This window comes from Paraburkholderia sp. FT54 (assembly GCF_031585635.1).
Classification (GTDB): domain Bacteria; phylum Pseudomonadota; class Gammaproteobacteria; order Burkholderiales; family Burkholderiaceae; genus Paraburkholderia.
Map to the genome: position 1 here is coordinate 333,500 of NZ_CP134196.1, position 14,363 is coordinate 347,862.

Consider the following 14,363-nt stretch of genomic DNA (forward strand, 5'->3'; position numbering starts at 1 on the left):
CAGAACATAGGCAATCGAGGACCGCGCGACTCGCAGCAGCCGCTGGAGCCAATCGCGCGAAACATCGACGCCGCTATCGACCATCCATCTGCAACCTCTTAATAACGATAGCACGCGCTTTGCGCGCCACAACTGTCCGCGTGCCCCGAATGCGTTATACGGTTAACGAGTGTGGCGTATCTTTTTGGCAAGTTACGTCCTAAGCTAATTTCACAAAGTAGGGCGGCAAGCTCGTTTTAACCAGGTGGCCGTCCAATCGCGCGTGCGCGCGCGACATTCAGCCGGAACGCCCGGCCTGCCTCGTGCAGCCGGCCTGGCCATGACCACTCTTCGGGAGAGTGCGCTATGCGAAGAACCGTTACCCCCGTTGTTCTCGACATGCGTCATGGACCGAACGCGCGTCGCGAGGCATTGCGCCGGGCTTTGCGCGCAACGCTCGTCCTCATGTTCGGCAACATGGTGCCAAGCGTCTTTGCGGCGGCCGAGCAAACGGCGTCGCCGCCGGGCGCCGAGGAATACATCATCTGGCCGTCGGACGGCACGGTGATTCACGGCGGCAAGTTGTGGGTGCGCATGGGACTGCGGAACATGGGCGTGTGCCCGAAGGGTGTCGTGTTCCCGAACACCGGCCATCACCATTTGCTGATCGACACCGACCTGCCGCCTCTCGATCAGGAAATCCCATCGGATCGCAATCACCTGCACTTCGGCGCGGGTGAGACGGACGCGCGTATCGAGTTGCCGCCGGGCAAGCACACGCTGCAACTCATTCTCGGCGACCACAACCACGTGCCGCATGTGCCGCCTGTGTATTCGAAAAAGATCACTATCACCGTGCTAAAAGACTAGCGCGATCCGTTCGTTCAAAGCGGGTCCGTCAGGACGGAGAGACCTTCATGTACAAGATCATCGCGGTCGCGGCGCTCGTCATGTCGGCGGCATTGGCTTCGCCGAATGTCGCCATTGCAGGCGGCACGCCGGCGCCGGCCGGCGCCTATGCCTATATCGGCTATCCCAACGATGGCCAGGTCGTCCCCGCCAACAAACCGTTCAAAGTGTGGTTCGGTCTGCGCTACATGGGCGTGGCGCCGAAAGGCGTCAAGTATCCGAATACCGGCCACCATCATCTGCTGATCGACACTGACCTGCCGCCGATGGATCAGGAAATCCCGTCCGATCGCAGTCATCTGCATTTCGGCGCGGGTGAAACGGAGACCATGATTCAACTGCCACCAGGCAAGCACACGTTGCAGCTGCTGATGGGCGACGACATGCATGTGCCGCACAATCCGCCGGTGTATTCGAAGAAGATCACCGTCATTGCGCGGTGACGTAGCGCGCGGCGTGACGTGGCGCGACGGTCAGCGCCTTGGTGTCACGCCGCAACCAACAATTCCGCACGGATTGTTGGCCGTGATCCACCATCCTCCTCACGCCGCTTCACTGCTCAGTCCCGCGTTCACCTCCCGGCCCGCCCCGCAACCCTGTACCTATCGCGCTCCGGAACATTTCTTAGGATAGGGAAGCAATCCTGGCACAGCCCATGCGTTAGTGACACCCGAGCAGACAAGTTGCTCGAACCCAACCGCAAACTGTGCTGTATTCCCTTCCAGGAGATTTACCATGAACACGCTGATGATCAAAGACCTGTCCATCACCGAACAACTCGACAGCAAGGCCATGAGCGCCGTGCGCGGCGGCACTGGCTACTATCCGTCTTCGTCGTACTTCAGCTTCATGCCGGTGTATGCGCCGAACAACAGCAAGAAGGTCGACGCCACCCAACTGATCAACACGACGATGAACATCCAGAACGCCAACGGCAACAACGCAGCGTTCGTCTCCGGCATCTCGTCCACGATCGACCCGCACGTGTACGCCAGCAACAACATCAACGTGCACTAAACGGCGCAGGCCGCCGCGGAGGCATGACAGCCTCCGCGGACTCGTACCGGCCGCTCCTCAAAAAGATTTCACAGCTAATCGTTCTTTTCACGCCACCCCGTTTCGCCGCCCGATTCCCACGCCGATCTTCTCGCATCGCTTCGATGGTGAAGCCGCGCTGGAGATGCTTTACTTAAAGGGCGCGCTCGACTCGTGCAACGAAGTGGGCGTCATCGGAGACCATCGTGTCAGCGTTGCTTTCATCAGCTCGTCAGCGCTTCTTCCGCGGGACCTCGGCGCTGCGCTGCGTTTGCGCGGCGACGGCATGCGCGCTCTCGCTGTCGGCCTGTGTCGATGTCAGCATGCCCGACTACAAGCGTCCCGACACGCCCGCCAAAGCCTCGTGGTCGGATCAGAAAGGCGCGCCCGTCTCGGCCGCCGCGACGATCGAACCCGACTGGTGGAAAGGCTTCCACGACCCCTATCTCGACACGCTGATCGCGAAGGCAATTGCCGGCAACTTCGATATCAAGGTGCTGGCCGCGCGTATCGACGTGGCCGGCACGCAGATCGGCGAAGCCAAGGCGGGCGCCTTGCCGACCATGGATCTCGGCTTCGGCGCCGATTTCGAAAAGACCACGCACCAGACCTTCTCCAAGCAGTACAACCTCGCGACGCAGGTGAACTGGGACATTGATATCTGGGGCAAAGTCGAAAAGGGCGTGCAGGCGCAAAAGGCGGAATTTCACGCCAGCGAAGCGGACTGGCGCGCCGGCTATCTGGAACTGGTGTCGAACGTGGCCAGCACGTACTTCCAGATTCTGCAATTCGACGACCAGATCGAGCAGCAACAGAAAACGCTCGAAACGAACCGGCAAATTCTCACGATTTACGACGGCCAGCGCCGCAACGGTCTCATCCCGCAAACGCAGGTGTTGCGCCAGCAGGCGGAGATCAACCGCCTGACGAATCAGCTGCTCGAACTGCGCCGGTCGCGCGCGCTGGGCAACAACGCGCTGTGCACGCTGATCGGCGTGCCGGCGGGCGAGTTTCAAATGCCCAAGGGCCATTTGCAGCAGCGCGTGCAACTGCCCTCCGTGCCGGACGGCTTGCCCGCACAACTGCTGGCGCGCCGTCCCGACGTGGTCGCCGCCGAATTCAGAGTGCTGGAAAGCTACGACCTCGTCGGCCAGGCCAAGCTCGCGCAACTGCCGACCATCAGCCTGACCGGGCATGCCGGCACCGCGAGTTTCGCGCTGACCGATCTGCTGAAATCGTTCACGTACGGCTTCATGCCCAGCATCAACATTCCGCTGCTCGATCCCGGCGTGCGGGCGCATGTGAAAGTCACGCAAGCGCAATCGACAGTGGCCGAACAGCAGTATCGCGCGGCGGTGATGGCCGCGTTCGAGGAAGTGGAAAACGCGCTGGTCAATGTGAATTCGCACAAGGAACAGCGCGTGGAGTTGCAGCAGGAGGTGTCGCGACTGCAAATCGTTGCGGACCAGATCCAGTCGCAATTGCGCCTTGGCGTAGTGTCGCAACTGGAGGTTTTCGAAACCGAACGGACCTTGCTGGAGGCGCAGCAGGAACTGCTCGCCAATCATCAACAGATTCTGTCCGACACGGTACTGCTTTATAAAGCGCTGGGCGGAGGTTGGCCGAGCATCGACGTGCAGACTCAAGTAAAGGAACACTGAGCTAATCCGCAATGTGGCGCGCAGCGTGGGTATTTCGGCTGTATCTGACGCGCTCGTTGCCTTCATAATTCGACGATCGGAAAATTGACACTCGCCATGTGTGACTTACAATCTTTAAGGGGCCGGATTTTGCAAGGCTCATTCGAACAATATCTTTCCGCCGTAGTCCTTCGTCCCGTTTCCGCTGCGCTCCCGCCGCAACGGGTAAACGCTTAGTGATCCAGATAAAATGGCCACCGGCGAAGCTCCGATTGCTGAGATGCGCGCGACAGAAGACGCCGCGTTCGACGTGGTGTTGTCGCCCGCTGCGTCGGCGCAACGTCCCGCGCTAGACGCGATCCGGATCGTCGATAACCTGTTTGCAATCGGACGCAGCGAAGCACCCTTTACCGACTATCCCGCCGAGCGGATTGCGCGCCTGTCGCGCCGTCACGCGCGGGTTTTCACGGAACACGGCGCGGTCTACGTCGCCGACCTCGGCAGCAAGAACGGCACGACGGTGAACGGCGTGGCGGTGCGGCAAACACCGGCCCGTGTGCGTGCCGGCGACGAACTGTGCTTTGGCGGCGAACTCTGCTACCGGGTGAGCATCGAGCCGCGCGCGCGTATCGTGGCTGCGGCCAGTTCGCCCGCTGCGCCCGGGTTGCTGTTGGTGCCGCAACGCGACGACCTCGGCCTGCAACCCATCGAGGTGCAGGCGTTTCCGTTTCTCGTCAGCAAAGCGGATGAAGTTTTCTCACGCTACAAGGACCGGTATCCGCATCAGGTCAATTACATCTCGCGCCGTCACGCGCACATCTTTCTGAAGGGCGGTGAGCTCTATGTGGAAGATCTCGGCAGCACCAACGGCACATTTGTCGGCGGAAATCGGCTCGACGAATCCGCGCTGCAGTTGGTAGAGGGCGACATCGTTGCATTTGGCGGAGACCACTTCGTCTACAGGGTGACGCTGCAGAAACCCCCTGAAGTCGAGCCCACCGTGACACAACTATTCCTCAATCCGGCCGCCGACGAAGCCGTCGATCCCGACAAGACCACCTTCGTCGGCGCCGCGCATTCATTCCTCGATATCTTTTGCGTCGACCCCGGGCTGCAGCGTGAAGACGAAGTCAACGAGGCGGCACAAGCCGCGTCCGCGCATGCGAAGCGCGACGCGCCGACGGGCACGGCAAGAGGGGCGGCTGGCGGGAGCGGAACCAACGGTGCGAATGGCGCCGCCCACGCGGCCGCCGCGAAGGGTCGGCCGCGCCGTTGGCGTTTGCTTGCGGGTGAACTCGGCAAGGCGTTTGCAGTCGACGATCGCACGAGCGTGCGGCGCATGGCGACATGGGGCGGCGTGGGCGTCGTGGTGATAGCGGCGATTGGAACGACGCTGTACATGCGCGGTTCGTCGGAGCGCGAGTTGAAGAACCTGCTGGCGAACGGCGACTACACGAGCGCGGTCACGGCGGCATCGGGCTATCTGGCGAGCCATCCCTCGGACACCAAGGTCAGCGCGCTCGCGAGCGAAGCGTTGCTGAAGGCGAAGCTTCCCAGCTGGCTCAATGCGCTGCAAAAGGCGCAGTTCGATCAGGCCGACGCGTTGCTCAAGGAGATGCGGTCGTTGAGCGCTAACAATGCGGACGCCGCGTCGTTGATCGGCGAATTGCAATGGGTGGGCGATCTGGAGCGTTTCGTGGCGCGGCGCGGCGGCATGGACGCGCCGATTCGCATGTACGCGGACGAGGGCACGATCAACAACCTGCTGCAACGCTGGGAAGACGACGCGAAGAGCCATCAGCGCGCGCTCGATCGCATCGCGTCCTACGTGCCCGTGTTCGCCGATCCCTACGCGCAGGCGCTGAGCCATCTGCGCAAACTGGAAAGCGACGATTCGGTGTACCTCGCCGCCATCGACCGTCTGAACGGGACGATCCGTACCGAACTGGCGCGCGACAAACCTGACGCGCTGCCCCCCGTGCTCGACGATTATGCGCAGCGCTACCCACGTCTGGCGGGCATCGATCGGGTGCGTCAGGATTTGCGCCAATACACCGAGTTGTTGAACGCCGCGTTGAGCCGGCAACTGGCGCCGATGCTTGCCATGCTGAAATCTGCACACTTCAGCACGCCACCTTTTCAGGCGCAGTTTCAACAGCTATCGGCCAGCCGTTTGCCTTCGGCAGACGTGATTGCGCGCCATGACGCGGTGACAGCGGCATGGCAGCGCGGCGACGCGCAGCAGGCGCTTGCCGGTTTGCAGGCCATGCCCGCAGGGCCGTGGTCCGATGTGCTCGCGGCGGAACTGGCGCACAAGAAGGCGCTCCTCGATCAGTACACGCAATTGCAGAAGACGCACGGCGACAAGGACTACGACCAGCGCCTGCTCTCCTTCTACGCAAGCCTCGATCCGGCAACGGACGTGTGGTTCCTGCAGTCGATTCAAAAAGACGTTGCCGCCTTGCACGACAAAGCACTGGCGCGTGCGCAAGATCTGTTGTTGCGCGCGCAGAGCCTGTGGAAACAGTATCGCGCGGGTGGGTCGATCGGCGGTTCGCAGCGTCTCGAAGCCGGTATTTCACCGGGATTTCGCAGCGAGGCGCGTCTGCTTTCCGATGCGCAAACGTCAGCGCAACAGGGCATGCGCATCTACACGCAACTGAAGGCCGATCATCCCGCCGACTTCGACCGTCTGCTCGCGGATATCGAAGCCGAAGCCAATTTGCAGCGCCGCTCGCTGACGGAGTTGCGCATGGTGCTGGATCCGGGACTTCTGAAAGCGAAGCTGGCGTTGATTGGAGGCGAGCAGAGTGAAACGCGACAGTCACCCTAGGCCGTTGTCGGAGGCGCTGGAAGATCACAGCGCCGAGGGCATTGCGATTCTGATGGCCGAGCCGGTGCGGCTCGCGCGCGCGCTGATCTGGGCGATGGTCGCGCTGGTCGTGGTCGGTCTGTTGTGGTCGTTCGTGGGACGCGCGGACGTGATCGTCAGCGCGCAAGGCACCTTGTCGCCGGAATCGGAGGTGCGCCGGATCTATGCGCCGATCGACGGCGAACTCGCCGATCTGTATATCGCCGAGGGGCAACCAGTGTCGAAAGGCGACGTGCTCGCGCGGCTGAATGCGCGCGGCGCGATCGAGGCCGCCAGCAACGCGCTGCAAGCCCAACTCAAACTCGAAGACGCCGAGCGCGACTGGAAGCAGTTCCCCGAGAAGAAAGCACTGATGGAGCGTAAGGCCGCCGCGCTCAAGACACAGATGGAAGTGGAAGCGCGCCAGCACGAAAATCGCGTCTCCGAAGGCACGACCAAACTCGCGGAAGGGCAGAAGGCCGAACTGGATGAAGCGCGCAGCATTCTCGACAACGCCCGGCGCACGCGTGAAGCGGCGCGGCAGGAACTGGACCGCTACTCGCGGCTCTTCGCGCAGCCGGGCGGCGGCGGTATCGCCGAATTGCAGGTGGAGCAGAAACGCACCGCTGCCATGGAAGCGGATAACGCCTACCGTGTCGCGCAGTCGAAACTCGCGGAACTGGATTTCCGCTTGAGCCACGAATATACGCAGGCAAATGCGCAACTGGAAACCAGCGGCCAGCAGACCACCGACCTGCAGCTTCAATACGATTCGGCGGTGCGCGACATTACCGACGCGGAAGACAAGTTGCGCCTGCAATTGCAAAGCGCACGGCTGGTGTCGGAAGCGGCCGCGCGGATTCGTTTCGAGAACATCGACAAAGACAATTTTCTGCTGATTCTCGCGCCGGTTTCGGGCGTGATCACCGACGTGACGTCGACGCAGCGCGGTGACAAGATTCAGGCGAACGCGCCGCTCGGCGGCATTGCGCCCAAAGATGCGCGGCCCGTGCTGAAGATTGAAATTGCCGAACACGATCGTGCTTTTCTGCACGAAGGCCTACCCGTCAAACTGAAATTCAATGCCTTTCCGTATCAACGCTATGGGCTGATCAGCGGGACGCTGGCCTATATTTCGCCGGCCACCAAGCCGTCGTTGACGGACAAGCAACCGGTCTACGAAGGCCGTGTCACGCTCGACAAGAATTACTACCAGATTGCCGACACGCGTTATCCATTGCGCTACGGCATGACGGCAAGCGCTGAGATCGTGGTGCGCGAGCGGCGCCTGATCGATCTGGGTCTCGATCCGTTCAGGCAGGTCGCGGGTTGACCGCGCGGATCACACGTCAATTAAAGGAGCGGATGAAATGACCGCGATAGTGCGAATCGATGACGAAGTCGTGGACGTGGCCGAGTTCATTCGTCTTCTGAAACTGACTGGCCAGTTCGAGAGCCTGATCGAGCAGATCGTGCGCGACAAGCTCACGGTCCATGCGGCGAAGAAGCAGGGTATTGCTGTGACCGCCGATGAAATCCAGCAACGCGCCGATCAGTTCCGCCGTGTGCGTGGCCTGCATCGCGCGACGGATATGAATCAGTACCTCGACGCGCTCAACGTCAGTCTCGACGAGTTCGAGGCCTTCATTACCGACGGGCTGTATCAGGAGAAGATGCTCGACGAAGTCGGCAACGAGGCCGCGATCAAGGATTACTTCGCGCTGAATTCGCCGAAGTTCGACGCGATCGAAGTGAGCCACATCGTGCTCGACAGCGAGGGCAAGGCGAAGGAAATGATTTCGTATCTGCACGACGATCCCGATAGTTTCGCCGACATGGCACGCGAGCACTCGATCGCGGATACGCGCGAGGCGGGCGGTGTGATCGGCAAGGTGCTGCGCGGTTCGTTGAAACCCGATATCGAAGCGAAGATTTTCAACGCGGCGGTGGGCGATCTGCTGGGGCCGTTTCCGTCGGCGGATCGCTCGTGCTTCGAGATTTTCGCCGTGACGGCCAAATATCCGGCAACGCTCGACGCCGACGTGGCTTCGGAAGTCCGGCGCCTGCTGCGCGAAGGCTGGCTGATCGCACGTGCCCAGGAGCACGTGATCGAAGCACGCTAGCCCGTTCGCGCCCGCACGCCGTATTGAAACAACGTAACGACACGCCGATTCGAGGTCCGCAAGCACATGGATGCACCCCAGACCGCGCCCTCCGCAGCCGAGTTTCTAACCTCGGTGGAAATTTTCTCGCCGTTTTCACGCGACGAGATCGAGCGTCTTGCCGAATATGCGCAAGCGCGCTTCTATTCGTTCGGCGAAACAGTTTGCTCCGCGGGCGAGACGGCCGACGGGCTCTACGTGATTCGCTCGGGTTCCGTGCGCATCTTCACGGAAGAGCACGGCAAGGAAACCAGCATGGGGGTGCGCAAATCGGGCGAGATCTTCGCCGATATCGCGATGTTGCGTACCTATGTCCATGAAGCTTCGGTGCGGGCGTCGGCGAAAACCGAGTTGCTGTTCATTCCGCGTGCCGCGATCGAGCCGGTGATCACCGGCAATCAGGCCGCGTTGGCGTTCGTTGCCAGCTATGTGGCGATCAATTCGGCGGGCGGTTTCGTCGCGCAGTTATTCGATCTGCGCGGCAAACTGAACAAGGCGGAACTCGAAGAGTATGTGCGCAGCGTTGGCGTGAAACGGGTGGCCGCGGGCAAGGAAATCCTCAAGCAGGACGGACGTGAGGACCGCCGGCTATACGTGGTGCGCCATGGCGAAGTGCGTATCGTGCGGCACGAGGAGGGGCACGACTACACGCTCGCCACCCTCGGGGAAGGCGAGATATTCGGCGAGAAAGCGTGCTTGATGCGCCAGGAGCAGATGGCGTCGGTGGTTGCGACGACCGATACGCGGCTGCTGGTGATTCCGGAGCGCACGGTCCACTTCATTCTCGAACGCAATCCGAAGCTGCGCGAAGTGCTCGACGAGCGGATTCGTTACGGCGACCGCGAATTACAGCGGCAAAAGCGCGTCGAACAGCGGCGCAAGCTGCCGCTGATGCTGGACCTGCAGAGCAAGCCCGAGTTCGGCGAGAAAGTCATCAAACGCTTCGCGCTGGTCGAACAGGCCGAAGAAATGGACTGCGGCGCGGCGTGCCTTGCGATGGTATGCCGCCACTACAGCATTCCGATGACGCTCGGCAAATTGCGCGAGCTCGCCAACGTCACGACCCAAGGCGCCACGCTCGACAGTCTCGCGCGCGCGGGCGAATCGCTGGGCTTCACGGCGCGCGGCGTGCAATGCACATTCGATTCGTTGCGCGGCTTCGATCTGCCGTTCATCGTGCACTGGGAGGGTTATCACTACGTCGTGGTGTACGGGCTCTCCAAAGATTACGTGTGGGTGGCGGACCCGGCGGTCGGCTTCAAGAAAATGACCGTGGAGGATTTCGAACGCGGCTGGAGTGGCACCTGTCTGTTGTTTACCGGCGGCCCGCATCTGCTGCAAATGTCCGCCGCGCGTTCGCCGTGGATACGCTTTGTCGGCTACCTCAAGCCGTACAAGAAGATTCTCGGCCATCTGTTTCTCGCCACTTTCGTGATTCAGGTATTGGGCGTGATTCCGCCGCTGATCATCCAGAACATTCTTGACGGCGTGATCGTGCATCAGAATGTCAGCCTGCTGCATTTGCTGATTGGCGGCCTGATCATCGCCAATGTCTTTTCGCAATTGATGTCGTCGATTCGCGCGTATCTCGCGAATTTCATGGTGCGCAACATGGACTTCGCGATGATGTCGCAGTTCTTCAAGCACACCATGTCGTTGCCGTTTTCGTTCTTCGCCAAGCGCAAGACCGGCGACATTTTCGCGCGCTTCCAGGAGAACCAGACGATCCGCGCGTTCCTCACGGAATCCACCGTCACCACGGCACTGAACCTGCTGATGGTGTTCATCTACTTCACGATCATGTTTGTCTACAACGTGAAGATGACGCTGGTGCTGATCGCATTCGTCATTCCGATCATGGCGCTGACCGCCATCGCCACGCCGAAGATCAAAGGCTATGCACGCGAAGTGTTCACCGCGTCGACCGAATCTAAATCGTTTCTGATGGAAGCGCTCGCCGGCGTGGAGACCATCAAGGGCATGGGTATCGAGCGGCCGGTGCGCTTGCGCTGGGAGAAGAAATACGCGAAGGCGCTCGAAGTGCAATATCGCGCGCACGCGTTCAACATTCTCGTGGGTCTCGGCAGTCAGTTGCTGAACGCCGCGACCACGATTGCGATTCTCTGGGTCGGCGCGAATCTCGTGCTGGCGCGCGAAATGACGATCGGTCAGTTGATCGCGTTCAACGCGTTCATGGGCAGCGTACTGGGTCCGCTCATGGGTCTGGTCGGCTTGTGGAGCATGTTGAACGACGCGGGCGTGGCGATGGAACGCCTCGGCGATGTGCTCGATATCGAGCCTGAGCAGAAGCCCCAGGATTTGCCCTCGCGAGTGATGTTGCCTGAGCTGCAGGGCGAAATCAGCCTTAGCGGCGTCTATTTCCGTTACGGCGAAAACGACTCGGCGTACGTGCTCGAAAACATCAGCTTCGATATCAAGCCCGGCGAACTGGTGGCGATTGTCGGGCGTAGCGGGTCGGGCAAGACGACACTCGCCAAATTGCTGGTCGGCTTCTACACGCCGACCGAAGGCAAGATGACGATCGACGGCTACGATCTCGGCGTGGTCGATAAAGCCTATTACCGTGCGCAGATCGGCTATGTGATGCAGAGCAACCTGCTGTTCTCCGGCACGATTTCGGAGAACATCGCGAGCGGCGACGATGCGCCCGATCGGCGCCGCATCGAGGAAGTCTCGAAGATGGCGGACGCGCATGGATTCATCAGCAAGATGCCGCTCGGGTACGAGCAGATTGTCGGCGAACGGGGAATTGGATTGTCCGGCGGGCAGATCCAGCGGCTGTGCATTGCACGGGCGCTGTATCACGATCCGCGTCTGCTTGTATTCGACGAGGCGACTTCGGCACTGGACTCGCAATCGGAGAGCAATATCCTCGGCAATATGCACGACATTCTGAAGGGCCGCACGGCGGTGATCATCGCGCACCGGCTCAGCACGATCATGCGTGCGGACAAGATTCTCGTGCTGTACGAAGGGGCGATCGTCGAACAGGGCCGTCACGATGAGCTGATTCAACGTGGCGGGATGTATTACCAGCTGGTCCAGAAACAGTTGAGTGCGTGATCATGAAGATACTCGACCAGATTGAAGAGGCCAGCCCCGCGATTTCGTACGCGGGCCTGATTGAGCGGATCGAGATTTTGCGCTCGACGTTGCGCTGGTCGTCGCGGCTGGAGCGCGCGGACATCGACAAGCTGCTCCGGCAAGCGACCTCGTTACGCGACGAGGTGATGCAGCTCTCGCACAAGGAGCGCTTCGTGCAAGCGGCGGTGGCCGCCGAGCCGCAGGAGCGCGCCGATCTATCGCGCGGTGCGCGACGCAAAGCGCTGCTGGAGCGCAGCTTCATTTTCGAAGGGACGTTCGGCGACAATCCGCGCCTGCTCGAGTCGCTCGAAATCGCCGAGAAAGCCGCGCCGACCGATTTACCCGTGCTGATCGACGGCGAAAGCGGCACCGGCAAGGAGTTGATGGCGAAGGTGATTCATGCCAACGGCTCGCGTTCTGACAAACCGTTCATTTCTGTGAACTGCGGCGCGATTCCAGACAATCTGTTGGAGTCGGAATTGTTCGGGCATCGCAAGGGGGCATTCACAGGGGCTTCGAATGATCGCAAGGGGAAATTCGAAAGCGCGCATACAGGTACCATCTTTCTCGACGAAATCGGCGAGTTGCCGCTCGCCGGCCAGGTGAAGCTGCTGCGCGTGCTGGAAGCACACGAGATTCAGCGCGTCGGGTCCGATGAAACGATTGCGGTGGATACGCGCATCGTCGCGGCGACCAATCGCAATCTGCGGCAGCTCAGCGAAGAGGGCAAGTTCCGCGAGGACCTGTTCTACCGGCTTAGCGTGATTCATGTGACGCTCCCGCCGCTGCGGGAACGCCGCGATGAAATTCCGCTGCTGATCGCATGGTTCGGCGACGAAGCCGCCGGCACGTTAAAGCGCAGGCCGGTACGAATGACGCCGCGTCTACGGGACTTTCTGCTGAACTATGCGTATCCGGGCAATATCCGCGAGTTGCGCAACGTGATGTACCGAGTGTCGTGTCTGGCCGGCGACATGGCCGATGTCGATCATTTGCCGGTGGATATGCGGCCGGCGGCGCCCGGCTCGGCGGCGGCGTCCAACGCTGCGAGCGCAACGGGGCAGGAGCCGATCAGCGTGGCGAATCTGATGTCGCTGAGCGACGCAAAGCGAGCCGCCAGCGACGACGCCGAAAAAGCCTTTCTTGAGCGCGGCCTGCGCGAAGTGAGCGGCACGGTTGCGGAACTGGCCCGTCGTATCGACATGAATCGCTCGCATCTGCAGATGCTTCTAAAGAAACACGGGCTGCATTCAAAGGACTTCCGCAACCGTAATCTGTCGGCTGGTAACAAGAATGGCGCGGACGACCGTGACGACGAAGACAACGAGACGTGAGCCGCGTCGATAAAGAAGCAGGCTCAAGGCGCGGGATTCAGCAGGGTTTTGTCTGACGCATTGGGGTCTTCAGCGCGCACGACCACGGCGGTGATATTGTCGCGGCCGCCGCGTGCGAGCGCCAGCTCGACGAGTTCTTCAGACGGGTTCGCGCCCGCTGTCTTGCTCAGCACCGCGAGCATGTCCTCTTCGCTGACTTCGTTGCTCAGGCCGTCGCTGCAGAGAAGGAAGATGTCGCCGTCCGCGACCTCGATGGCATCGTCGTCGAGTTCGAGCACGTCTGTGGCGCCGACCGCTCGCGTGATCATGTGCTGCGCCGGATGATGCCGCGCCTCTTCCTCGGTGATCACGCCGAGCGACTTGAGCGCTTCCACCTGACTATGATCGCGCGTGAGCTGCCGAAGGCTTCCTTCGCGCAGCAGATATAGGCGGCTGTCGCCGGCCCATATATAGCCGCAGAAGCGGTCGCAGGCGAGCAGCACGACGACCGTGCTGCCGATACGCTGCACCTGGCGGCGCGTGGCTTCTTCCCTCAGTTGACGATTGGCGGATTGCAAACGCGCGCGCGCGTCGGCGACGAAAGACTTCATGCTCGCCGGCGACGCGAGCCGGCCGAGCGCGTCGATCACCAGACGGCTCGCCAGATCGCCGACCGCGTGTCCACCCATGCCGTCGGCGACGGCCCAGCGTCCGAGTGCGGACTGGTCAAGGCAGGCATCTTCGTTGATTTCGCGGACGCGTCCGGCGTCGGAACGCGCGGACGACGTCCAGCGAAATTGGCTGGCACAGGTCACAACGTTTACACCGTATCGTTTCTGCTGCGTGCTTCGGGAGAGACAGTGATGTTCGAGTTCGCGCCGGTGTTGCGTACGTCGACCGACTGGAACGTGTTGATCATCTGGTTAGCATAGAAGTTGTTGGTCACGTCGTACAGGTTCACGACGGGTCCAATGCTCGGCGTATCGCGTACATAAGGTTGAATCCAGCCGTACACCCACGGGGCGCCGCCGCCGCCGCGAATCGCTGTCATCGCCTTACGGTCTAGCGCGAGGTTCAGCGAGAGGTCGCTTACTGTAATAGAAGCCATGTCGTTTCTCCGGTTGGTCGCGTGTGTAACGCGCGCGGTGACGCGCAGTTAGGATGTATCTGGCCGGTATAGTGCAAGTGCTATGCCAATTCGCGAGTGATTTGCGCGGTTTGTCGCAACGCCTTGATTGCCGGGCGATTCCGCGCGCTCGCGTTTACCGCGCGCGGGCGCGCATGAATTCATCGGTCGGCTGGCAGCCAACACGCCCGCATTCGATCCGGTGCGCGACCCAACACATTCCCGCCGCTCGCCGCACCTCTT

The 14,363-nt window shown here is 61.2% G+C and carries 11 protein-coding genes; 9 read left to right on the plus strand and 2 right to left on the minus strand.

Annotation, left to right across the window (positions count from 1 at the left end; genetic code table 11):
• The first annotated feature begins 345 nt into the window (after positions 1-345).
• From RI103_RS20975 to RI103_RS21015, 9 genes are all read left to right on the plus strand, one after another.
• A complete protein-coding gene (locus RI103_RS20975; RefSeq protein WP_310817338.1) occupies positions 346-849 on the plus strand; it encodes a DUF4399 domain-containing protein in 504 nt (167 codons plus the stop codon).
• A gap of 47 nt (positions 850-896) precedes the next feature.
• Positions 897-1,331, plus strand: a complete 435-nt coding sequence (locus RI103_RS20980; protein WP_310817340.1) for a DUF4399 domain-containing protein — start codon at positions 897-899, stop codon at positions 1,329-1,331.
• A gap of 292 nt (positions 1,332-1,623) precedes the next feature.
• On the plus strand, positions 1,624-1,905 hold the full coding sequence (locus RI103_RS20985) for a hypothetical protein (protein WP_310817341.1): 282 nt from the start codon (positions 1,624-1,626) through the stop codon (positions 1,903-1,905).
• Positions 1,906-2,129: 224 nt separating this feature from the next.
• A complete protein-coding gene (locus tag RI103_RS20990; protein ID WP_310817342.1) occupies positions 2,130-3,584 on the plus strand; it encodes an efflux transporter outer membrane subunit in 1,455 nt (484 codons plus the stop codon).
• 229 nt (positions 3,585-3,813) lie between these two features.
• On the plus strand, positions 3,814-6,396 hold the full coding sequence (locus RI103_RS20995; protein WP_310817343.1) for an FHA domain-containing protein: 2,583 nt from the start codon (positions 3,814-3,816) through the stop codon (positions 6,394-6,396).
• Positions 6,374-7,747, plus strand: coding sequence for an HlyD family efflux transporter periplasmic adaptor subunit (locus RI103_RS21000; RefSeq protein ID WP_310817345.1), 1,374 nt, complete (start codon positions 6,374-6,376; stop codon positions 7,745-7,747). Before RI103_RS20995 ends, RI103_RS21000 begins: the two co-directional genes overlap by 23 nt.
• 37 nt (positions 7,748-7,784) lie before the next feature.
• Positions 7,785-8,537, plus strand: coding sequence for a peptidylprolyl isomerase (locus tag RI103_RS21005; RefSeq protein WP_310817347.1), 753 nt, complete (start codon positions 7,785-7,787; stop codon positions 8,535-8,537).
• 66 nt (positions 8,538-8,603) lie between these two features.
• Positions 8,604-11,660 (plus strand): peptidase domain-containing ABC transporter, encoded by a 3,057-nt coding sequence (locus RI103_RS21010; RefSeq protein ID WP_310817349.1) that lies wholly within the window; start codon positions 8,604-8,606, stop codon positions 11,658-11,660.
• Positions 11,660-13,015 carry a sigma 54-interacting transcriptional regulator gene (locus RI103_RS21015; RefSeq protein ID WP_310818526.1) on the plus strand — a complete coding sequence of 452 codons (1,356 nt, stop codon included), beginning with the start codon at positions 11,660-11,662 and terminating at the stop codon, positions 13,013-13,015. The genes RI103_RS21010 and RI103_RS21015 overlap by 1 nt, the downstream gene beginning before the upstream one ends.
• A gap of 23 nt (positions 13,016-13,038) precedes the next feature.
• Here the strand turns inward: RI103_RS21015 and RI103_RS21020 are convergent, their stop codons facing one another.
• Positions 13,039-13,809 (minus strand): protein phosphatase 2C domain-containing protein, encoded by a 771-nt coding sequence (locus RI103_RS21020; RefSeq protein ID WP_310817350.1) that lies wholly within the window; start codon positions 13,807-13,809, stop codon positions 13,039-13,041.
• A 5-nt stretch (positions 13,810-13,814) separates the two neighbouring features.
• Positions 13,815-14,102 (minus strand): hypothetical protein, encoded by a 288-nt coding sequence (locus RI103_RS21025; protein ID WP_310817352.1) that lies wholly within the window; start codon positions 14,100-14,102, stop codon positions 13,815-13,817.
• Between the last annotated feature and the right edge of the window lie 261 nt (positions 14,103-14,363).